Source organism: Mesorhizobium sp. WSM3860 (assembly GCF_002294995.1).
Taxonomy (GTDB): Bacteria; Pseudomonadota; Alphaproteobacteria; order Rhizobiales; family Rhizobiaceae; genus Mesorhizobium.
Map to the genome: position 1 here is coordinate 73,864 of NZ_NSGF01000012.1, position 20,488 is coordinate 94,351.

The window sequence follows — 20,488 nt, forward strand, 5'->3', positions numbered from 1 at the left end:
TAGCACTTCCGATCGCGGCATGACATTCAATATTGTTCAACAGTGAACCGTTTTCCAGCGGAGGGATAGGCCAGAGCGACACGATCGATTGATCCCGATGCCGAATTTTTATTGATTGATCCGTCAATAAAAAATAATCTGACTTCGAACCGGACCCTTCAAATGCCGAAAATCGGAATGGAACCGCTGCGCCGCAGGGCGCTGATCGACGCGACGATCTCGGCGATCGGCGAACGCGGTTCGCTGGACGTGACCATGTCGGAGATCGCCGGCCGCGCCGGCGTGTCGTCGGCGCTCGCACATCACTATTTCGGCGCCAAGGACGAGCTGCTGTTCGCCACGATGCGGCACATCCTTGCCGAGCTCAACGTCGATACAAGACGAGCGCTTCGCGTCGCCGCGACACCGCGCCAGCGCGTCTCGGCCGTCGTCGCGGTCAGTTTCTCCGACGAGCAGTTCCAGCCGGAGATCATCGCCGCCTGGCTCGCCTTCTATGTCGAGGCGCAGCAATCGACCGAGCTGCGACGGCTGCTTCGCATCTATGCGCGGCGACTCAATTCCAATCTGATGAGCGGGCTGACCGGCATTCTGCCGAGAGCCGAAGCGGACCGCGTCGCGGAAGCGACGGCGGCGCTGATCGACGGGCTCTACATACGGCGCGCGCTGAAGGACGGCGTGCCCGATGCGCAGACAGCGATCGCGCTCGTCGAAGATTATCTCGAAATCAAGCTCAGCGGACGGAGCCTGCCTTGACGATCAAACGGCCCAATTTCCTGATCGTCATGGTCGATCAGCTCAACGGCACGCTGTTCCCCGACGGCCCAGCGGATTTCCTGCATGTGCCGCATCTCAAGGCGCTTGCCGCCCGCTCGGCGCGTTTCGCCAACAACTACACCGCCTCGCCGCTTTGCGCGCCGGGCCGGGCCTCGTTCATGAGCGGCCAGCTGCCGTCGCGCACCGGTGTCTATGACAACGCCGCCGAATTCTCCTCCTCGATCCCGACCTTCGCGCATCATCTGCGCTCCGCCGGCTATTACACCTGTCTGTCCGGCAAGATGCATTTCGTCGGACCGGACCAGTTGCACGGCTTCGAGGAGCGGCTGACCACCGATATCTATCCGGCCGATTTCGGCTGGACCCCGGATTACCGCAAGCCCGGCGAGCGGATCGACTGGTGGTATCACAATCTGGGCTCGGTCACCGGCGCCGGCATTGCCGAGACCACCAACCAGATGGAGTATGACGACGAGGTCGCGTTTCTGGCCGAGCAAAAACTCTATCAGCTTTCGCGCGAGCAGGACGATCCGGGACATCGGCCGTGGTGCCTCACCGTTTCGCTATCGCACCCGCACGATCCCTATGTCGCGCGCAAGCAGTACTGGGATCTTTACGAGAACTGCCAGGCGCTCGATCCCGAAACGCCGTTCATCCCGCATGACGAACAGGACACGCATTCGCAGCGCCTTTACCGGGCGGGCGACTATCCGTCCTTCGAGATCACGCCCGAGCAGGTGCGCCGTTCCCGGCGCGGCTATTTCGCCAACATTTCCTATGTCGACGATAAGCTCGGCCAGCTTCTGGACGTCCTCAAGCGCACCCGCATGCTTGACGACACCATCATCCTGTTCTGCTCGGACCACGGCGACATGCTGGGCGAGCGCGGCCTGTGGTTCAAGATGAGCTTTTTCGAGGGCTCGGCGCGCGTGCCGCTGATGATTGCCGGCAACGGCGTGCCAGCCGGCCTCATCGAGGCGCCCGTCTCCAATCTCGACGTGACGCCGACGCTCTGCGACCTCGCCGGCATCGATATCGCTGCAATCGCGCCGTGGACCGACGGCCAGTCGCTGCTGCCGCTGCTCAATGGCCAGGCGCGCACCGCACCCGTTCTCATGGAATATGCCGCCGAAGGCTCCTATGCGCCGCTGGCCGCGATCCGCGACGGCAAATACAAATTCGTGCACTGCGAGCTCGACGCGCCGCAACTGTTTGACCTAGAGGCCGACCCGCTCGAGCGGAACAACCTCGCTGACGACCCGGCGAACGCAGCCCTGGTGGCGGCGTTCATGGAAAAAGTCCGGGCGCGATGGGACATGGCCGCATTCGATGCCGCCGTGCGCGAAAGCCAGGCGCGTCGCTGGGTCATCTACCCGGCGCTGCGCAACGGCGCCTACTACCCTTGGGATTTCCAGCCGCTGCAGAAAGCCTCGGAGCGCTACATGCGCAATCACATGAATCTCGACAATCTCGAAGAGAGCAAACGGTATCCGCGAGGCGAATGATGTCAGACGTTCTGGTTCCCACCCTCGACCGCCTGAAGCAGGCCTACGCCGTCACCTCGACGGCGACGCAAGTCACGCCGCTGTTGGAGTCGGCCGCGCTTGCGAGGGAGACCGGCGCCGCACGGGTCTTCGTCAAGCCGGAATCGCTGCAATGGGCGGGCTCCTTCAAGGTGCGCGGCGCCTATTGGCGACTTAAGCGGCTGTCGCCGGATGAAGCGAGGGCGGGCGTGGTCGCCTATTCCTCCGGCAATTTCGCGCAAGGGCTTGCGGCCGCCGGCCAGGCGCTCGGCATCCCCGTCACGATCGTCATGCCGGTCGATGCGCCTGCCGCCAAGCGCGACGCCACTGCCGGTTACGGCGCGCGCGTCGTGCTGACCGATCATGGCGACCGTGCCCGCGAGGAAGTCGCCGCCGCCAAGGCGCGCGAGATCGCCGAGACCGAGCACCTCACCTTGCTTCACCCTTTCGACGATCCCGAGATCGTCGCCGGCCAGGCAGGGGCCGGGCTGGAAGCGCTCGACCAATTGGCGGCGAAGAAGGCCCACGTCGATCTGGTGTTCTGCTCGGTCGGCGGCGGCGGGCTGATCGGCGGCGTTTCGCTCGCCTTCCATTATCTGTCGCCGAAGACCGAGATCGTCGCCGTCGAGCCGGAAGGCTTCAACGGCATGGGCTCGTCGCTGGCGCATGGCGCGATCGAGACGATGCCGATCGGACCGAAATCCATTTGCGACGGGCTGATGGCGCGCAAGCCAGGCGAGGCGCCTTTCGCCGCGGTGAGTGCTGCCAGCGCTCGCGGCATCACCGTCGACGACGCCGCGGTGCGGCGTGCAATGAAGATCGCGTTCGAGTGGCTGAAGCTGGTGCTGGAGCCTTCGGGCGCGGCGTCGCTTGCGGCGCTACTCGGCGGCAAAGTGGATGTGGCGGGCAAAACCGTCCTCGTGGTGGCTACCGGCGGCAATGTCTCGCTCGCCGATTTCATGGCGCATATGAACAATGCTTGAAGCGGATTTCGTCATCATCGGATCCGGCTCCGCCGGCTCGGCCATGGCCTACCGGCTCTCGGAAGACGGCAGGCATTCGGTGATCGTCGTCGAATTCGGCGGCACGGATATCGGGCCGCTGATCCAGATGCCGTCGGCGCTGTCGATCCCGCTCAACATGAGCCTTTACGACTGGGGCTTCGCCAGCGAGCCGGAACCGCATCTCGGCGGTCGCGTGCTCGCCACGCCGCGTGGCAAGGTGATCGGCGGTTCGTCCTCGATCAACGGCATGGTCTATGTGCGCGGCCATGCGCGCGACTTCGACCATTGGGCCGAACAGGGTGCTGCCGGATGGGGCTTCGCCGACGTGCTTCCCTATTTCAAGCGCATGGAGAATTCCGACGGCGGCGAGGACGGCTGGCGCGGTCACGGCGGCCCGCTGCATGTGCAGCGCGGCACGCGCAAGAATCCGCTCTATGGCGCCTTCATCGAGGCCGGGCGCCAGGCCGGCTTCGAGCTCACCGACGACTACAACGGATCGAAGCAGGAAGGCTTCGGACCGATGGAGCAGACCATTTGCGGTGGCCGCCGCTGGTCGGCCGCGAACGCCTATCTGAAGCCGGCGCTCAAACGAAAAAACGTCACCCTGCTCAAGGGTTTCGCCCGACGCGTGGTGATCGAGAATCAACGCGCCGTCGGCGTGGAGATCGAAGCTAACAAACAGATTCAGGTCGTTAAGGCGCGACGTGAGGTGATCGTCGCGGCATCCTCGATCAATTCGCCCAAGATCCTGATGCTGTCCGGCATCGGCCCTGGCGCGCATCTTCAGGAGAACGGCATCCATGTAATTGCCGACCGGCCGGGCGTCGGCGGCAATCTGCAGGACCACCTGGAGCTTTATATCCAGCAGGAATCGACCAGGCCGATCACGCTGAATTCAGTGCTCAACCCGTTCTCCAAGGCAATGATCGGCGCGCAATGGCTGTTCTTCAAGACGGGCCTCGGCGCTACCAACCATTTCGAGGCCGCCGCCTTCGTTCGCTCGCGCGCCGGCGTCGACTACCCCGACATCCAGTATCACTTCATCCCGGCGGCGGTGCGCTATGACGGCAAGGCGGCGGCGAAGTCGCATGGCTTCCAGGCACATGTCGGGCCGATGCGGTCGAAGTCGCGCGGCTCGGTGAGCCTGCGCTCGCCCGATCCGAAAGCGAAACCGGTGATCCGCTTCAACTACATGTCACATCCCGAAGATTGGAGCGAGTTTCGCCACTGCATCCGGCTGACGCGCGAGATTTTTGGCCAGAAGGCCTTCGACGGCTTTCGCGGCAAGGAGATTTCGCCGGGCAGTCATGTGCGGACCGACGACGAGCTCGACGCCTTCATCCGCGATCACGCCGAGAGCGCCTATCACCCTTGCGGCACCTGCAGGATAGGCCGCGCCGACGACCTGACCAGCGTCGTCGATCCGGAATGCCGGGTGATCGGCGTCGAGGGTCTGCGCGTCGCCGACTCCTCGATCTTCCCGCGGGTGACCAACGGCAACCTCAACGCGCCGTCGATCATGACGGGCGAGAAGGCGTCCGACCACATCCTCGGCCGCACGCCGCTCGCGCCATCGAACCAAGAACCTTGGATCAATCCGCGCTGGCAGGTGGCCGACAGATAGCGCATGATCCGGCGGGCGCCCCCCTGCCCCGGCGATTACGAACGGAGAAGACCATGCGCGCCCAGCCAACGGCATCGCACTACGTCAACGGCCGCTACGTCGAGGACGAAGGCGGCGCGCCACTGCCGGTGATCTATCCGGCGACGGGCGAGACCATCGCCACGCTGCATTCGGCGACGCCGAACGTGCTTGAGTTGGCGATCGAAGCGGCGCGCGCGGCGCAGTCGGCCTGGGCGCGGATGAAGCCGATCGAGCGCGGCCGCATCCTGCGCCGCGCCGCGGATATCCTGCGCGCCCGCAATGCCGACCTGGCGCGCATCGAGACGCTGGACACCGGCAAGGCGATCCAGGAGACGCTGGTGGCGGATGCGCCTTCGGCCGCCGATTGCCTGGAATATTTCGCCGGCGCAGTGGCGGCCTTCAACGGCGAGATGATCGATCTCGGCGGACCGTTTGCTTACACCAGACGCGAGCCGCTTGGTGTGTGCGTCGGCATCGGCGCCTGGAACTATCCGATCCAGATCGCCGGCTGGAAGTCGGCGCCGGCTTTAGCCATAGGCAACGCCATGGTGTTCAAGCCGTCGGAGAACACGCCGCTCTCGGCACTGGCGCTGGCCGAGATCTACAGCGAGGCCGGCCTGCCCGACGGGCTGTTCAACGTCGTCCAGGGCTATGGCGATGTCGGCGCCGGCCTCGTCGGTCATGATGTCGTGGCGAAAGTTTCGGTGACCGGCTCGGTGCCGACCGGCCGCAAGGTGCTGTCGCTTGCCGGCTCGAAGATGAAGCACGCCACGATGGAGCTCGGCGGCAAGTCGCCGCTGATCGTCTTCGACGATGCCGATCTCGAGAACGCCATCGGCGGCGCCATGCTGGGCAACTTCTATTCGACCGGCCAGATCTGCTCCAACGGCACGCGCGTCTTCGTGCAGAAGGACCTGCACGACCGCTTCGTCGAGCGGCTGATTGAGCGCACCAAAAAGATCCGCATCGGCGATCCGCTCGATCCGGAAACGCAGATGGGGCCGCTGGTCAACAAAGCGCAGCAGGACAAGGTTGCATCGTACATTGCCGCCGGTAGAGAGGAAGGGGCGACGCTTGCCTGCGGCGGCAACGTGCCGTCGCTGCAGGGCTTCGAGGGTGGCTTCTTCATCGAGCCGACCGTGTTCACCGGCGTGACCGATGGCATGCGCATCGCGCGCGAGGAAATCTTCGGACCGGTGATGAGCGTGCTGAAATTCGACAGCGAAGACGAGGTGATCGAACGCGCCAACAATACCGAATTCGGCCTCGCTGCGGGCGTCTTCACCCGCGACCTGCCCCGCGCCCATCGGGTGATTGCCGAGCTGCAGGCAGGCACCTGCTGGATAAACGCCTACAATCTGACGCCGGTGGAAATGCCGTTCGGCGGCGTCAAGCAGTCGGGCATCGGTCGCGAGAACTCGCTGGCGGCGCTGGCGCACTATTCGCAGCTGAAGGCGATCTATGTCGAGACGGGGGACGTGGCGGCGCCTTACTGACTTGGTTACGGTTGCGCATTCTTGGGAAGGGCGACGATGACCTTCTCGATCACCCCCTCGTCCATGTCCAAGTCCGAAATCAAGACGACCACATTTGATCTGAGCCCGCTCGTGACTGTCCCACCGAATCGGAACAGCCCGCTTCGGACATACACAGGTTGGGCAAGTTTCAGGTGAGCGGCCAACGAAAGCCTACTGGATTGAAAGCTTACTTGTTCGACGTTGCTCCACGGCATCGGTTCGTCCAGCTGCCGCCTATCCCACAGGGCTTCTTTCGTGAGAATGAGCAATGGACGTGAACTTGCCGCGTCCAATACCGCCCTTGCTAACATCCCCGCGAACAGAAAGCTGACAAACAGGCATCCGAATATCCCAGCAACCCACCCTAGCCGGCCGAGTGAATTTCCTGCTTCCCAGTTTTGGACAGCAGTAGAGTAGAACTTCACCGAAGACGATAGTGCCCACACCGAGGCTATGCCGAAGATGGGCCAGTACCAAGGAAAGCGGCCGCTGGCCTCGATGGGGAGTTTGATCCTTATCGGCGGAATGCCCTGTGTCTTCCAAAGGGTTGTGTCGCCCGGAACTTCTACAAAATCGCTGGCGTCCGCCTCCCCCAACTCCTCACCCCTTCTCCGCCGTCCCATCCAGATACTGCGTCAGCGCATAGACCAGATGGTAGAAGATGCTGGCCGGGACGTCGCTGGCCAATGACCGGCCGCGCTCGTCGATGCGGTCGATCCAGAGGCCGAGCGGCGCCGGATCGATGTGCCAGCGGAACAGGCGGCCGACGCGCGCCTCGATCTCCGGCTTGAGGTCCGGCCCGCCCGAGCCGTCGAGCGCGATCGCCGCCTTGATCGCCTCGGCCTGGGGCCAGCTGCGCGAGACCGTGTCGAGTGGCAGGCCCTGGCGCGAGACGGCGCCGTAGGCAAGGCCGGTAGCGCGGTTGAGGCCGTTGGCGACCGCCGAGGCATAGAGCTTGCGGGCGAAGCCGGTGAGTTCGGACTGGCCGCTGCGGGCGGCGAAATCGACGAGCAGCGAGGCCCATTCGAAATGATGGCCGGGCTCGGTCCAGGCGCCCTTCTCGCCCGCCACGGGCTGCCACCCGTCGTCGAAATATTCGCCCAACGTCCAGCTTTCGGCATCGAAGAAATGACTGCGGACGAGATCGATAACGCGCGCCGCGCGGCGCAGATAGGCGCGTTCGCCGGTGGCCCTGTGCCAAGCGAGAAAGGCTTCGAGCAGATGCATGTGCGGGTTGGAGCGACGCTCGCCATCGCCGTCCGAGGTTTCGAGGAAACCGGTCATGCGGCTGTCCTCGAGATGGGCATCGAGGAAAGCAAATGTTTCCTCGCCGAGCCGCAACGCATCGGGATGACCTGACATATGGGCGTGCGCCAGCGCCAACAGCACGCAGGAATGATCGTAGGCATCCTCGACCGGATCGGCGACCGAGCCGTCGATATTGAGCGTGCGCACCCAGCCGCCTTTGTCGGTGCGGCCCCGGCCTGCCATGAAGTCGAGGCCATGAGCGATCAGCCGGTCGGCCGGGCCGTCCCAGCCGCGCTCCTTGGCGACCGCGAAGGCATAGACCTGGCGCGCCTGCGTGCGCATGCGTTTCGGCTTCATCAGCGGCGAAGCGTCGAAGCCCAATGCCTCGTGAAAGCCGCCATGACGCTCATCCACGCCGGCGCTCGACCACAGCGGCAGCGTCTCCTCGAACAGCCAGTGCCGCACGCGCCGCCGCCAGGCGCCGGTCTCGATGACGCGGTCATGCGCCGGCGTGAACCTCGTCTCCAGCCGGCCGGATTTCTCCAGCTGCTCGACGATCTTCTTGACGTGCTGGCTATGGCTGACCGGCGCCACGAACGTGGCATCGGCGGTCGAGACGATGGCCACGTCCTTCATGCCGATGGCCGACAGCAGCCGGCCGTCGCCGCGAATGTAGGAGTTCTCGCAATCGATGGCGACGACATCGCCGAGGATGACGTTCCCATCCTTGTCCGACGGGCCGACGTCGAGCAGCGACTGCCACGAACCGAGATCGTTCCAGCGGAATCCGGCCGGCACCATGGCGATGTCCTTGGCTCGCTCCATGACGGCGTAGTCGATTGAGGTCGACGGGATGGCCGAGTAGAGTTCCAGCGGCATGTAGAGCCCGGAAAGATCGTTGGTGGCCGCCTGATAAGCGGCTTCCGTCGCCTGCCAGATCTTGGGCTCGAAGGCGGCGAAGGCATCGCGCATGGCGCCGGCGCGAAACAGGAAAATGCCGGTATTCCAGTAAAAATTGCCGGCGTCCAGATAGGCCCGCGCCATGGCGAGGTCGGGCTTCTCGACGAAGCGTGAGACGTCGAACACACCGTCCCGGTCGTCGGCGACCTCGATATAGCCATAGCCGGTCTCGGGCTGCGTCGGCTTGATGCCGAACACCACCAGGCGACCGGCTCTCGCCGCTGCAGCACCTGCTTCGATGCTCTGCCAGAACTGGCGTGCGGTGGAGATTTCGTGGTCGGAGGGCACTACGAGGACAAGCTCATCGCCAAATTCGGAGAGGGTGCGCAGACTAGCCAGCGCCGCGGCAGCGGCGGTGTTGCGACCCGTGGGCTCGAACAGCGGGCCGCCGCCGGCGAGATCAATGCCGGCAAGATCGGCATGGACGCGCTCGGCATGGCGCTCCGATGCGATGAGAAAGATCGGAGTCTGCCCTTCAGACCGCGCGGCCAGCCGGCGCAAGGTCTTGGCCAGCATCGTGCCGTCGCCGGAAAGGTCATGGAATTGCTTGGGATTGTCCTCGCGCGACAGTGGCCATAACCGCGAGCCGACGCCGCCGCTCATGACGAAACTGACGATGCGCTGGCTCATGGCTGCCCTGTCAGAAAGTCTGGTTGTAGGCGCCGACTTCGGGACTGCGGCGCAGCACGGCGTCGACGGCTTCGAACATCTGCCGGCGCCGCTCGGACGATACCGGGCTCTCCACCACCACGACAAGCTCGGGCTTGTTCGAGGAGGCGCGCACCAGGCCCCAGGTGCCGTCCTCGGCGACGACGCGCACGCCGTTGACGGTGATGAGCGTTGCGATCTTCTGGCCGGCGAAGTCAGCACCTTCGCGGTGCATCGTCTGAAAATCGGCCACGACGCGGTCGACCACGCCGTATTTCACCTCGTCGGGGCAGTGCGATGACATGGTCGGCGTACCGTAGGTCAGCGGCAGCGCGCGATAGAGATCGGCCATCGAGCTCCACGGGTTGCGGTCGAGCATCTGGCAGACGACGATCGCGGTGATCAGCCCATCGTCATAGCCGCGGCCGATGGGCGGATTGAAGAAGAAATGCCCGGATTTCTCGAAGCCGGCGACGGCACCGAGCTCGGCAACGCGGCGCTTGATGTAGGAATGGCCGGTCTTCCAATAGTCAGTTACGGCGCCGTTCGCCTTGAGCACATGATCGGTGGCGAAGAGCCCCGTCGACTTGACGTCGACGACGAAGGCCGCGCCCGGACGGAGCGATGAAATATCGCGCGCGAGCATAAGGCCGACCTTGTCGGCGAAGATCTCGTTGCCCTCGTTGTCGACGACGCCGCAGCGGTCGCCGTCGCCATCGAAGCCCAGTCCGACATCCGCGCCCGTCGCCAGCACTTTTTCGCTGATGGCATGCAGCATCTGCATGTCCTCCGGATTGGGATTATAGCGCGGGAACGTATGGTCGAGCTCGACGTCGAGCGGGATCACCTCGCAGCCGACACGCGCGAGCGCTTCCGGCGCGAAGGCGCCGGCCGTGCCGTTGCCGCAGGCGCAAACGACCTTGAGCCTTCTCGAGATGTGTTTGCCCTTGGTAAGATCGGCGAGATAGGTCTCGCGGAAGCCGGAGACGAATTCGTAGGCACCGCCGCCGCGGAGGCCGAAGTCGGCTTCGAGCACGATCTTCTTCAACGCGTTCATCTCTTCCGGACCGAAGGTGAGCGGCCGCGCCGCCCCCATCTTGACGCCGGTCCAGCCATTCTCGTTGTGCGAGGCAGTGACCATGGCGACCGAGGGTGTGTTGAGCGCGAACTGCGCGAAATAGGCCATGGGGGACAAAGCCAGGCCGATATCCTTCACCCGGGCGCCAGCCGCCATCAAGCCGGAGACCAGCGCCAGCTTGATCGACAGCGAATAGGAGCGGAAATCATGGCCGGTGACGATATCCGGCCCAACGCCCAAGCGGCGGATCAGCGTGCCCAGGCCCATGCCGAGCGCCTGGACGCCGATCAAATTGAGCTCCGGCGCCTTGGTCGAGCCGGGATGGCCGAACCACCAGCGCGCGTCATATTCGCGAAAGCCCGACGCCCTGATCAGCGCCGAGGTCTCGAATGCGAAGCTGCTGGGCCGGGCTTCGCCAACAATCGTCAGGGTCAATGGTTGAAACTCCAGAGAGCCGGAATGCCGATCTATAGAAAGCGCGGCTTATCAAAAAGCTTTTAAGCCGGTCTTTATCCGATGGCTAAATCGCGTGCCTTCCGGGCAAGCTTGGTGAAAGCCGAGAAATGCGACACAAGTGCAGCCATTGACGCTTGCAGGATCGGAAAGTGGCAGCTATAAGCCCGCCGTCTGGTCACGGAGTGTAGCGCAGTCTGGTAGCGCACATCGTTCGGGACGATGGGGTCGCAGGTTCAAATCCTGCCACTCCGACCAGAAAAAACAAGCAGTTAGCCTTCTCCTGATTTTGCCTCCCACCTGATATCCCACCTGAAACTCAGGGTCCGGCCGATGATGGTCGTCGCCCTGCTAGCTTCGGAGGTCAAAACGTATCGCCCTGCCCCGTTCGGCTGCGAACGTTCCGACCAGCGATTGCAGATCGCCGTCCGTCTCCTCGAACCCGATCGCGCGCAACGCGGCGATGCCGGCCGCGATCGACATCGGCCCAGGGTCGGCGTCGAGCAGGGCCCCAAGTACGCGTTCGAATTGGTCGGTCGTCATTTCGGTCCTTCCTCCTTCCAAACCGGCACCCGGTTTATCTTGATCGCCACCAGGCGTCGGATGCGCAAGCCGACGCCTTCGCGGCCGGTCGGGACGAAGGCCTCGACATCGAGCATACCGTGGTCGGCGCCGTTCTCGCATTTCATGCGACGGGCGAGCGAGTCGACGTCGACATCGCCAAAGATCTGGATCAGATCCGAGGGATGATAATTATGCTGCCGCTTGCAGTAGCGGCACCGCACCCGAACCAGGCGCATGGTGTCGTTCAGGTTCGACAGCGGATAGTCACGCCGCTTCGGGCCATAGGTCTCGGGCATGAGAACAAAAAAGGAACATTTTCCTCGATCGTCAAGACTGCTTGTGGAAATCTTTTAGCCGCATCTCATCCGTCGGGAACCTGTCCCTGTGAAGGTGCCGCACACGATCGCGGTTAACGCCTGAGGAAGGCCTAACCTCTTTACTATTCCGCGAAATAGGTCTGGGGGCGCCTTGCACGCGATCTGAAGTTGCGCGATTCTGCTTTGGGGGAGTGTGGTGTAAAGTTGGGGGACACCACTGAAATGTTCACTGATTACTACGAGCTTCTAGAGATCAGCCCGAAGGCCACCTCTGAGACGGTCGAACGAATATTTCGCTATTTCGCCATGCGCTACCATCCCGACAATCGGGACACTGGCGATGAATCTCGCTTCAATGACATCGTAGAGGCGCACAATACGCTCAAAGATCCGCTGAAGCGCGCGCAGTACGATATCCAATACCGAGATTATGTAAGTGATCGCCGAGAGTTGGCTGAAGCCGCTGCTGACCCGAGATCCATCGAGCGGGATTCTGTCGTTCAAGCGAAGGTGCTGTCACTTCTTTGCACAAGGCGCCGACAGGACGTCCACAATCCTGGCATCGGCGATGAAGAACTCGAACGCCTGTCGGGTTGCCCGACCGAGCATCTGGAGTTTCATCTCTGGTACCTCAAGGCGAAGGGATGGATAGGAAGGATCGAAAACGGGATGTTCGCCATCACCGTTGACGGGATCGACCGCGCCAATTCGGAGCATCGTCACAAGTCGCCCGTCGCTACGAGATTGCTCGACTATTCGCACAGCGGCTAGAGCGCGGGTTCAGGCTGGCCCGGTCTGGCGCCACAGGGAGGGGCTGGACCGAGGCGGGCGCAAGCGCTCTCATCGGGATGCTGGTGGGCTATTTGCTGTAACGCCAGAATGGTCACTGTCTCTCTAGCCTCACCGTCTCGACTGTGAGCGACCCGGCAGGAAGCGGCCGCAGCAGCTCACCTTCCGGCTTTGTCAGGTTGAGCCAGGCGGACCAGTTCACCGGCTCAAGAACCACGACCTGACGATTATGATATGGCGCGACGTCCGGCCCTGGATCCGTCGTCAGCATGGTGAAGCTCGGCGGCATGTTGCCGGCCGCTTCGCGCCAAAGCCCGGCAATTGCCATGAACGGGGCGCCGTTGAGCGTAAAGCGGTGCTTCGCCTTCGGGTACTTCGTTCCGGTGAACTCGAAGAAGGCCGATGCCGGCACAAGACAGCGCCTGCTGTTTGCGAACTGTCGCCCCTCAGACCGAAAATTAAACACCGGCCCGCCTTTTGGACCGGAAGGCGGCAAGCCAAATGTCATCGAGGCAAGTTCCACCGCGTCACCGGCGGCCCGCATGATCGGAGCCGGGTCGTTGATGCGGATGTCGTCAGCTTGCGGCAGGTCGAGTTCGCTTTGATGGCTGGGAACTCGCAAGGCGAGCGTCTCCATCATGCGGCGGTATTCGGCCCAAGCAATGTGCTGCTCGTAATCGTTGCACATAACGGTCTCGCAGGAACGCGCGCGGTTCGAATCTCCCCTTCGCGCGGGAACGCTCCGTCCCGATGGAACGTTCCCAGGCGGCTCCGCGCATGGAGCCACGCGTCCGAGCCTGCTGTCACGGTTTCGTGAATCAGGCTGGAACCTTCTCGGCGGGGCACGGTTGCTCCAGAAACGGAGCCGAGCATGCCACAATTCCATGCTGAAGAGATGGCGGGTGATACTGTCCTCGCCAGACATGTTACCCGTGCTGCCGACGCGCTGAGCGCCGTCAAAGCAGTCACCGGGGGCCAGATTTCTGCCCGAAGTGACCACAAGCGCTGGTTCCGTGTCGTTGACGAAAGAAACGCCAGCGTCCACGAGTTCGGCGTCGAAGAGCAGCCCGTGCGCACAGACTTCGCAAAATGATGAAGCCCTCTGGGCGACCCGGCCGCTATCATGGTGACACAGGATTTGGCGGCCGGGCGCGCCCAGTAGGGCCAGGTTCGCCTAGCCTACCTTTTCGAGCTCTACCAATAGCTGGTCAGGGTCCGTCACACCGCGTCCGAACAAGCGCATGACTTTGATCGCGATGTTTTCACGCTCATCCACGCGTTCGATCTTGTGACTTGAGCAGTAATCACTCACGGCCTTTGCAAGAATGCTGACCTCGGCCGGTTCGACTATTCCGTATCCCGCTTTCCTGAGCGGGACAGCATTATGCTCGCTTCCACGCATCGATTACCCTCTACCCCGATACCCAACAACAGCAAGAGGCTTCGAGTCAATTAGGGTCAGACTGAGGTCCGAAGCCTCTCTCGAACTTCTTGAACCGCAGCACGACCTAGCGGGGCACGGAAATCCCGGTCGCAGGATGACTTTCAGCCGCGAAGCGCACACGGCATTTGCGGCCGGAACATTTTAGGCCCATTGAATGTTCCACGCCTATGGACAGCCGTGAAATACTGTCAGGGCAACAACTAAAAGCCGCACGAGCTCTATTGAACTGGTCGCGAGTGCGACTCGCCGCCAAGGCGAATCTCAGCGAAGCGACGATCAGCGAATTCGAGAACGGGTTTAGGACACCGAATCCCCGCTATGTTGCCGCCATACGCCGAGCCTTGGAGGGGGCGGGGATTGTCTTTCCGCTTGAGGGGAGCCCTTCACTTACCCGCTTTGAAGCCCAGCATCGGACTCGCGACACCGACAACAGAACGTGGCGGCGCCGGCAGGCAAACCGCGCGCCCTAGGGATTTGGAGCGCCGCGGCAAGGAGCTGCTAACGGCTTGGCCTGTCCTCGCGCATGACATTATAGAGAACCAGGCCGGCGATTAACGAGACGACGCCGCCCACCATGTCATGGCCGGTGAGCCCTGAATAATACACGAAAGCGAATGCCAACTCGGCCATCTTGCACCCACTGTACGGGACTTCCCTGGGAGAACTTTTAGATACCGCTGAAGTTCCTAGCGAGCATTGGCAGGCTATCTCTGGCGAAGGTGCTTCGGGCTGATATCAGGCGCATAGGTCAGTGTGATGCGCTTGCGGCCGCAGACAGCGCGCTTCAGCCATGGCCTCAAATCGCGTTCCATGGCGGGTGCATCAGAGCCGAAGCGATCGCGGAGTGAGATCGAGCTTCTGATAACGGTGGCAATCGAGGCAGCCCGCCGTGACGGACATGCGCGCGTCGATCAGCTGTTGACCAGCCGTTACTCATGCCCGGTGAGGTAGGCTGCGAACATCCAGGCCGCCAGAAAATTGCAACAGCCCGCTCGGAGAGAGGTCGAGCGGGCTCGGTTGCTCCTATGCGGGACGACTCGGATAACTGGCCGTGCCGCCGAATTATAAAACCGCTTGCCTGCCAGGATGTTCCCCGTCAGCCCGAGTTGGAGAGACCTGCACGCGCGTTGATCCAAGGGGCCCGGGCTGCGGGAAGTCGGGGAACGACCTAAGCAGACAGTCCGGGCCTTCTAACGCCCCAGTCCAAGGGCGTGGTGCCTCCGGCATTTCAACCGTAATGGAACTTCGGCTTTGGCTCGGTACCATCGAATTCGACGCCGACGCGGTCATTCTTTCGCCATCGAACAACAGCTCTGTAAGCGATGCCGTCAACGGGGACATAAAGCAGAAAGCGTGCTGGAATCTGGATGTCTGCGGCCACCCTCAGTTCGGCTCCTTGGGAGTGCTGATTGCGTAGAGAGCAGCTGATTTCCGAGTTTTGGAAACCGGTGATAATCGTTGCGCCCTTCAGCACGCGCGGGCGATGTTCTCGACGGGGACCGTCTGGAGGCGGGGTTTCCATGGGCTTATAACGTGAACGGCCTTTCAGCGCTCCGTCGAGTCGGAAATTATCCCCGAGGCTCGGCATTCCAGATTTTATGCCGCCGGGCGATGTTTCCTGCATCGATCGTCCTGCTACCAAGTCTCCGGCAACGCGCGTACCGCCAAAGATCTCGTGTTGGGAAATCCTGCCATCGAGGCCGCCGGCCATGACAGACACGCCCGCGTCCGTCAGCTCTTGCAGTGTACAGCCGTTACTCACTGTGGATTCAAGTTGGGCTCGGCCTTTTGGCTGAATTTCCATTCATTAGCAGATACGCATATATGCCCTTGCCGGCTCTTACCCCTGCCGGCCAAGGCCCGGTGGCGCGCCCAAAGCCACACCCAAGGCCACCGGGCCACATACCCTGTCGTATAGGCGCCTTGGCCTGCCCAAAATCACGGCCACCAAAATGTAGCGACCACCGGAAAGGTTAGAGCCCGCTCACCTTGAGGGGTGGCGGGCGGGACTCCCAACGGCGCGGGCCTGGCAGCGCGTACTCCGATCCGACTGAAGTCGGACAGGTTGGCGCTTTGGTCCCGATGCTGAAACCTAAGCCGCGCTGCATGGTTTGATAGAGCCGGCGAGCATCAGTCCCTTCATCGTCGGCGGAAGTGAATAGATGCCCGCCATCCCGTTGCCTGGGGTGACGGGCATCTGTTTGGGTTCGGGAGCGTCTCGAGAGCTCATAGCGATGAATAAGCTCTTTCCCTTGGCCATGGCGGCATGTCTGGCGATTGCAGCGCCAGGCGTCTACGCCCTCACGATTCGCCAACCTGCGCCGTCACCGCCGCAGTCCCCCGCCGAGCGTTGCGAATTCTTCCTGTTGAGGCTGAACTCACGCGAACGCGGAATGGCTTACAAGGCGCTCAGCGCGATCGAAGAGGTCAATCCTCCAAAGGTGACGATCGAGTTTGAGATGCGCAACAAGGCGCATGCTCCTATCCGGACTACCGGGTCCTGCGAATTCGATCGAAATTGGGGCCGTATCATCTCCTTTACCTTGGACGGCCGGCGCAGCCAGATCTGCTAGGGCCAAGCGACCCCTCTGCGGAACAGCGAGGCTCGATATTTGCCCGGCTGCAAAACTAGGGCCGGTGATTCCCGGCTTCACCCAGTAGGTCGGCACCGGGCGGGCGCGCGGCTCGGCCAGTTTGCCCTGCTGCACGCGCTGGACAACCGCTCGCGCAAGCCTGCGGGCTACCGCTGCCGGGGAAAGAGATCGACCGCTGTAGCCAAACTCACGAGCGCATGCACGGTTCAAAGCCGCAAGGCCTCCCGGCTCGCGCCATGGCTCTGGATAGTAACCATTCGTTCACCATATCAGGGCATCCTTATTGGAGGCGCCACCCCGCGCCGCCCAAAGTTGGCGGCCGAGGCTTTCTGTAACCCCACACTCCATCAGAATGCGTCGGCCGCCGGCCATTTCGCGGAGCCGGACCTGGCCCCGCCAAGCCTGGGATCGATGCTGCTGGAACGGCCCCATGAAGACATACAGCGTTGAGGTGATGGCTGGGGACGAGGTGGCGTCCTATCATGTCGCCGAAGCGGATACCCCTTGGGAGGCAGCTGAGAAGGCCACCGGTAAGCCGGTCCAAGGCAGACGGGCTGAATGGTCCTGGGTACTGGTGACCGATGAGCGGAGCCGGGCGTACTATAAGTATGCCTTCAAGTTTGACGCTTCGAACCGCCTTTGATCCTCAATGCGGTGCGAGACCCAACCGGGACACCGGGAGAATGTTCCCGGCTCCCGCCGGCGTGACGGAACATCGCGCGGCCGCAGGTGTTCGGGCGCCATGATGACGAAACTTTCCGATCTCCGACCCCCGGTCAAGGGCACGCGACAGGGCGACGAGCCGGCGCGTGAGCAGGATCATTTCTACAATTGCCGGCGGTGCGGCCAGCAGGTCGACCGGAGGGATCTGCGACAAGTCATCTGGCATGAGCAGCCCGAGCACGAGCCGCTGGAACTCGACGCCTGAAAGGCTGAGCCAGCGCCACAGGGCTCAGTTGCACTTCTCCTGTGGACCGACAATCGCGGCCAGGATTGCGTTGCAGGCGCTGCCGATCTCCTCTTCAATCTCATGCTCGGATATTTCGGCCGCCCTCGCATCGGCGAATAACTTGGCCGTCAACTCAGCAACCGAAATGATATCGGCGCCGACGCTGCCGCGCATTGTCTTTGATCCACTTGCCATAGAATTCTGCCCCACGTTCGCTCATCTTACCGCTGTTCTTTCAAGAAATGAGCCTCACGAAGCAGCGGTTCCCAATCGATTCCGAAGCGCCGGATCAGATCCTGCGCTTGCTCCCTGGTAACGCCTGCTTCCTGGGCCAGGCGGCCCGCCAGCAAGTCCCTGGCAGCCTCATCGCCATCGGCCAAACCGCGCTCGCGGTGCTGCATCGCCTCGAAGATGACTTCGAACACGCTGTCGACTTCTTCGTGAAACTCTTTGGGCCTGATGCCTTCACCCTTCGCAGCCGCCATCAGTTCGTCGACAAGGTCGCTGATGGCAACGGGATCATCGGTGATGACGTTTGGCAGATGTTCTGCCATCCACATGTCCAGGAACTCCACGGCTCGCGCGCTCATGCTGAGACAAGTTGGCCGGCTGCCTTAGGTTCCTTCCTCGAAGTCCTGCAGTGTCGCATGGCGGAGCGTGTGTTCGCCGCGAAGGAACTTCACCCGGCCAGTGATGCCGGGCTTTATCCACTCGACATCATCGGCGAAGGCGCTCGGCACCCTCTGCGCTGGCTTCGACGCCCTGGTCTCTTGGACACGCTGCCAAAGACGCTCTCTGACGCCCTTGGGAAGCGTCACTGCCGCCATGCCAGCATATCGGCCATTGCGCGCCATAATCGCAGCAGCAGGCCTCCCAGGCTCGCGCCTGAGGCCCAGCAGCTCGAAGTCGCCGACCTCCCAGCACTTTGTCTTTACCCAGAAGTCCTGCTTGCCGCTCCGATAGTCGCTAGTGCGGCGCTTCGAGACGATGCCCTCGAGGCCCATCTTCTCGACAGCTTCGAAGAAGACGGCGCCGTTCCCCTCGACATGATCGCTATACTGGATGATGCCTTTGGCCGGCTTGATCAGGTTCCAGAGCCTCGCCTTGCGCTCGACCAGCGGCAGGGGACGAATATGATCGCCGTTGAGATACAGCAGGTCGAACGCGACAAACGCCAGCAGCTCGGCGTTCCAGGTCATGCGCGAGTGCATCTCGTGGAAGTTCGGACGGCCGTCGGGATCCGGCGCAATCACCTCCCCATCGATGATGAAGGATTCCGCGGGTAGCTCTTCGGCCGCCTGGACGATCGGCCAATACCGTTTCGACCAGTCATGCCCGTTTCGAGAGAAGGCGCGGGCGCCAGCCCAGTCGAGGATCAGCTGGGTTCGGTAGCCGTCATATTTGATCTCGTGCAGCCAATCGTCGCTGACCGGCGGCGTCTCGACCTGGACTGGGTCCAGAGGCTTGATGAAGGACAGCCGGGCTCTGCCGGCAGGCTTACGCATGCGAACCCCAATGCGAAACTCGAATTTGATTCAATATGGAACAGTCGCAAGCGTTCCGTTAGCGGTTGCTGAAATGCCGATTGCAATGGGGAACAGTCCGACCCAGCGGGCTATGTACGCCTTTTGGGGAACTACTTTCTTCGCATCCAGCAACTAAACTTAATCCTCGGAAGGAGTGCCAACATGTCAAATGAGAGCACAAGACTGACGGAAAAGAACTCCGAAAAGCTTGTTTCAGAGGGCGAGGCGCGCCGGGACTTTTTGAAGAAAGCAGGGCGTTTTGCGGCGGTGACCCCACCGGCCATAACCATTTTGCTCGGCACGAGCCTGAACTCTGGGGCGATCGCCAAATCGGGAGGAGCACGCCCGGGGAATGGATGGGGTGACAAGAACCACATACATCTCGGGCCTCCGGGGAAGAAATAACTCCGTACGTTGTCGCCGACCGTTTTAAGTGCGCGACATTCCCGAAGAAAAGCCCGTTCTGCCTTAACCCGCGGCGGGCTTTCTTTGTGGCCTCTGCCAGCCCCCGCCAGGCGAGGGTCTTGTCTACGCCGCAAAAGCGTGCGGCGCGCTCTGGCGCTACCAGAGGTGACAGCCGGTCGACACCGAAGGCAGCCTGTCAAATCAAACTGAACCGAGCTCGCTCGAGTTTTTCACGAGCCTCAGACGGCTCGGATAATCGGGGGCAGAACCGTACGTCGGAGCCTAAACCCTTGCCCGTCGGGATATGCGACAGAAGTCCGAGATGCTGACGCTTTGGTCCCTATGCTGAAACCTAAGGCTCGCTGCATCATTTGATAGGGCCGGTGAGGAAATGCGTCACCTTCCTCGTCGGCAGCAGCTAGAGAGATGCCCGCCATTCCCTGGAGTGACGGGCATCTGTTTGGGTTGAATGAGTACCGCGTACGTGGCCAAGGCCCCCAGCGCTGATCACTCCTCAGCGCTGGGGCTCTCAGTCTCTTCGCTGACTACAGGCGCGCCCGATTCAACTCTGATCTTCATCATTGGACGCCCGGCCATGTCGCGTATCGTACAGAGCAATTCGCGGCTCTCGTCCTTGGGATGGTGCGTTCCGACGACAAGTCTGGTGACGATTTCGCAGCCTCGAAGCTTGGCCGAGTCCTCGTTCGGGAGGATGACCCCACGCGCATCGTGGTAGACTTCGCCACCGTCGGATACATCGAAGAAAAACTTGGGCATAGCGACCTATAACCTCGCATATGCGGGAAAGGTCCACTCACATTTCATACGGTTTGGTAAAACGGGGCTTACCGTGCAATGCCTGCCACGTCGCGCAGCGCCCCCTGCGCGAGCGGACTGTTTGGGTCGGACCGACTGGATGCGAGGGGGCCTGCAAGCCAGGAACTGCCGGGGAAAGCCGTCCTATTAGTGTACAAAGGAGGGGGATGGGAGGATTACGTTAGCCTTAACGAATTATAGACCGCGCTGTCCTATTTTAAGACAGCGCGGTCT

General features: G+C 62.2%; 25 protein-coding genes and 1 tRNA gene. 13 read left to right on the forward strand and 13 right to left on the reverse strand.

Annotated features, from left to right (window positions below; all coding sequences use genetic code 11):
* Positions 1-162 precede the first annotated feature (162 nt).
* From betI to betB, 5 genes are read left to right on the forward strand one after another with little or no spacing between them, the layout of a single operon-like run.
* Positions 163-753: a transcriptional regulator BetI gene (betI, locus tag CK220_RS19405; protein ID WP_095813077.1), complete on the forward strand. Its 591-nt coding sequence runs from the start codon at positions 163-165 to the stop codon at positions 751-753.
* Entirely contained in the window at positions 750-2,279 is a 1,530-nt protein-coding gene (betC, locus tag CK220_RS19410; protein ID WP_176479135.1) for a choline-sulfatase, read from the forward strand. Before betI ends, betC begins: the two co-directional genes overlap by 4 nt.
* Positions 2,279-3,280 (forward strand): threonine/serine dehydratase, encoded by a 1,002-nt coding sequence (locus tag CK220_RS19415; protein WP_095813170.1) that lies wholly within the window; start codon positions 2,279-2,281, stop codon positions 3,278-3,280. Before betC ends, CK220_RS19415 begins: the two co-directional genes overlap by 1 nt.
* Entirely contained in the window at positions 3,273-4,925 is a 1,653-nt protein-coding gene (betA, locus tag CK220_RS19420; protein ID WP_095813078.1) for a choline dehydrogenase, read from the forward strand. The genes CK220_RS19415 and betA overlap by 8 nt, the downstream gene beginning before the upstream one ends.
* 53 nt (positions 4,926-4,978) lie before the next feature.
* Positions 4,979-6,442 carry a betaine-aldehyde dehydrogenase gene (gene betB, locus CK220_RS19425; RefSeq protein ID WP_095813079.1) on the forward strand — a complete coding sequence of 488 codons (1,464 nt, stop codon included), beginning with the start codon at positions 4,979-4,981 and terminating at the stop codon, positions 6,440-6,442.
* Positions 6,443-6,447: 5 nt separating this feature from the next.
* Here betB and CK220_RS19430 read toward each other — a convergent pair whose 3' ends face one another.
* From CK220_RS19430 to CK220_RS19440, 3 genes are read right to left on the reverse strand one after another with little or no spacing between them, the layout of a single operon-like run.
* Positions 6,448-7,059: a hypothetical protein gene (locus CK220_RS19430; RefSeq protein WP_141245167.1), complete on the reverse strand. Its 612-nt coding sequence runs from the start codon at positions 7,057-7,059 to the stop codon at positions 6,448-6,450.
* A 4-nt stretch (positions 7,060-7,063) separates the two neighbouring features.
* The gene (locus tag CK220_RS19435) at positions 7,064-9,301 is read right to left on the reverse strand and encodes an AGE family epimerase/isomerase (RefSeq protein ID WP_095813081.1); all 2,238 of its coding nucleotides are present in this window, start codon (positions 9,299-9,301) and stop codon (positions 7,064-7,066) included.
* Between the two features lie 10 nt (positions 9,302-9,311).
* Complete coding sequence (locus CK220_RS19440) at positions 9,312-10,832, reverse strand: phosphomannomutase/phosphoglucomutase (protein ID WP_095813082.1); 1,521 nt, start codon at positions 10,830-10,832, stop codon at positions 9,312-9,314.
* A gap of 199 nt (positions 10,833-11,031) precedes the next feature.
* On the opposite strand from CK220_RS19440, the gene CK220_RS19445 reads away from it, so the two are divergent.
* Positions 11,032-11,108 (forward strand) — tRNA-Pro (locus CK220_RS19445).
* A 93-nt stretch (positions 11,109-11,201) separates the two neighbouring features.
* On the opposite strand, the gene CK220_RS19450 is transcribed toward CK220_RS19445, so the two are convergent.
* Together CK220_RS19450 and CK220_RS19455 are read right to left on the reverse strand one after the other, a co-directional pair.
* Positions 11,202-11,393 (reverse strand): hypothetical protein, encoded by a 192-nt coding sequence (locus tag CK220_RS19450; protein WP_095813083.1) that lies wholly within the window; start codon positions 11,391-11,393, stop codon positions 11,202-11,204.
* Complete coding sequence (locus tag CK220_RS19455) at positions 11,390-11,710, reverse strand: hypothetical protein (protein ID WP_095813084.1); 321 nt, start codon at positions 11,708-11,710, stop codon at positions 11,390-11,392. Before CK220_RS19455 ends, CK220_RS19450 begins: the two co-directional genes overlap by 4 nt.
* A 243-nt stretch (positions 11,711-11,953) precedes the next feature.
* On the opposite strand from CK220_RS19455, the gene CK220_RS19460 reads away from it, so the two are divergent.
* Complete coding sequence (locus CK220_RS19460; RefSeq protein ID WP_095813171.1) at positions 11,954-12,502, forward strand: J domain-containing protein; 549 nt, start codon at positions 11,954-11,956, stop codon at positions 12,500-12,502.
* A 112-nt stretch (positions 12,503-12,614) separates the two neighbouring features.
* On the opposite strand, the gene CK220_RS19465 is transcribed toward CK220_RS19460, so the two are convergent.
* Positions 12,615-13,208, reverse strand: coding sequence for an SOS response-associated peptidase (locus CK220_RS19465; protein WP_095813085.1), 594 nt, complete (start codon positions 13,206-13,208; stop codon positions 12,615-12,617).
* A gap of 183 nt (positions 13,209-13,391) precedes the next feature.
* Between CK220_RS19465 and CK220_RS19470 the strand changes: the two genes are divergently transcribed.
* Complete coding sequence (locus tag CK220_RS19470; protein ID WP_141245168.1) at positions 13,392-13,613, forward strand: hypothetical protein; 222 nt, start codon at positions 13,392-13,394, stop codon at positions 13,611-13,613.
* A gap of 81 nt (positions 13,614-13,694) precedes the next feature.
* Here CK220_RS19470 and CK220_RS19475 read toward each other — a convergent pair whose 3' ends face one another.
* Positions 13,695-13,922, reverse strand: coding sequence for a hypothetical protein (locus CK220_RS19475; protein WP_095813087.1), 228 nt, complete (start codon positions 13,920-13,922; stop codon positions 13,695-13,697).
* 209 nt (positions 13,923-14,131) lie between these two features.
* Between CK220_RS19475 and CK220_RS19480 the strand changes: the two genes are divergently transcribed.
* Positions 14,132-14,434 carry a helix-turn-helix transcriptional regulator gene (locus CK220_RS19480; RefSeq protein ID WP_095813088.1) on the forward strand — a complete coding sequence of 101 codons (303 nt, stop codon included), beginning with the start codon at positions 14,132-14,134 and terminating at the stop codon, positions 14,432-14,434.
* A gap of 28 nt (positions 14,435-14,462) precedes the next feature.
* On the opposite strand, the gene CK220_RS32815 is transcribed toward CK220_RS19480, so the two are convergent.
* Both CK220_RS32815 and CK220_RS19485 read right to left on the reverse strand, forming a co-directional pair.
* Positions 14,463-14,594 (reverse strand): hypothetical protein, encoded by a 132-nt coding sequence (locus CK220_RS32815; RefSeq protein ID WP_280952743.1) that lies wholly within the window; start codon positions 14,592-14,594, stop codon positions 14,463-14,465.
* A gap of 598 nt (positions 14,595-15,192) precedes the next feature.
* Positions 15,193-15,486: a PilZ domain-containing protein gene (locus CK220_RS19485; protein WP_095813172.1), complete on the reverse strand. Its 294-nt coding sequence runs from the start codon at positions 15,484-15,486 to the stop codon at positions 15,193-15,195.
* A gap of 640 nt (positions 15,487-16,126) precedes the next feature.
* On the opposite strand from CK220_RS19485, the gene CK220_RS31485 reads away from it, so the two are divergent.
* The 3 genes from CK220_RS31485 to CK220_RS19500 all read left to right on the forward strand — a co-directional run bounded on the left by CK220_RS31485 (position 16,127) and on the right by CK220_RS19500 (position 17,486).
* Entirely contained in the window at positions 16,127-16,537 is a 411-nt protein-coding gene (locus tag CK220_RS31485; protein WP_141245169.1) for a hypothetical protein, read from the forward strand.
* A gap of 451 nt (positions 16,538-16,988) precedes the next feature.
* Positions 16,989-17,201: a hypothetical protein gene (locus tag CK220_RS19495; protein WP_095813090.1), complete on the forward strand. Its 213-nt coding sequence runs from the start codon at positions 16,989-16,991 to the stop codon at positions 17,199-17,201.
* 99 nt (positions 17,202-17,300) lie between these two features.
* Positions 17,301-17,486: a hypothetical protein gene (locus CK220_RS19500; RefSeq protein ID WP_245429276.1), complete on the forward strand. Its 186-nt coding sequence runs from the start codon at positions 17,301-17,303 to the stop codon at positions 17,484-17,486.
* 24 nt (positions 17,487-17,510) lie between these two features.
* Here the strand turns inward: CK220_RS19500 and CK220_RS19505 are convergent, their stop codons facing one another.
* From CK220_RS19505 to CK220_RS19515, 3 genes are read right to left on the reverse strand one after another with little or no spacing between them, the layout of a single operon-like run.
* Positions 17,511-17,681, reverse strand: coding sequence for a hypothetical protein (locus tag CK220_RS19505; protein ID WP_245429277.1), 171 nt, complete (start codon positions 17,679-17,681; stop codon positions 17,511-17,513).
* A gap of 47 nt (positions 17,682-17,728) precedes the next feature.
* Positions 17,729-18,061, reverse strand: a complete 333-nt coding sequence (locus CK220_RS19510; RefSeq protein WP_245429278.1) for a hypothetical protein — start codon at positions 18,059-18,061, stop codon at positions 17,729-17,731.
* A gap of 60 nt (positions 18,062-18,121) precedes the next feature.
* A complete protein-coding gene (locus tag CK220_RS19515) occupies positions 18,122-19,012 on the reverse strand; it encodes an RNA ligase family protein (RefSeq protein ID WP_095813092.1) in 891 nt (296 codons plus the stop codon).
* Between the two features lie 183 nt (positions 19,013-19,195).
* On the opposite strand from CK220_RS19515, the gene CK220_RS19520 reads away from it, so the two are divergent.
* Positions 19,196-19,438 carry a hypothetical protein gene (locus CK220_RS19520; protein ID WP_141245170.1) on the forward strand — a complete coding sequence of 81 codons (243 nt, stop codon included), beginning with the start codon at positions 19,196-19,198 and terminating at the stop codon, positions 19,436-19,438.
* Between the two features lie 507 nt (positions 19,439-19,945).
* On the opposite strand, the gene CK220_RS19525 is transcribed toward CK220_RS19520, so the two are convergent.
* Positions 19,946-20,215 (reverse strand): hypothetical protein, encoded by a 270-nt coding sequence (locus CK220_RS19525; protein ID WP_095813094.1) that lies wholly within the window; start codon positions 20,213-20,215, stop codon positions 19,946-19,948.
* Between the last annotated feature and the right edge of the window lie 273 nt (positions 20,216-20,488).